The 250-nt window shown below is 43.6% G+C and carries 1 protein-coding gene; it reads right to left on the bottom strand.

Annotation, left to right across the window (positions count from 1 at the left end; all coding sequences use genetic code 11):
• Positions 1-250 (bottom strand): hypothetical protein (locus tag MKR94_RS16750; protein ID WP_241647922.1); only part of this gene is annotated, 250 nt, incomplete at both ends.

Below are 250 nucleotides of genomic sequence, written 5' to 3'. Positions count from 1 at the left end.
TGCTAACCCCGACTCCACTAATCAATCCCACCGTGACATCTGCATTAGTCAGGTTGATTGATGCACCATTCTTAATCAATAAGGCGCCATTAGGGGTTGAAACAGTATCTATAGTGATGTCTTGCCAATACCCAGAGTTGTCAAGGACTAAGTTTTCGTAAGTCTCTGCTACCCCCTCAACGGGACCTAAAAGGAGTGCACAACACAAAAGATGTTTTTTAGCGGAGCAGCTATCCTTATTATTCGATGA

It is taken from the genome of Rosenbergiella metrosideri (assembly GCF_022602565.1).
GTDB classification, from domain to species: domain Bacteria; phylum Pseudomonadota; class Gammaproteobacteria; order Enterobacterales; family Enterobacteriaceae; genus Rosenbergiella; species Rosenbergiella metrosideri.
This window is presented reverse-complemented; position numbering and strand designations above follow the sequence as displayed.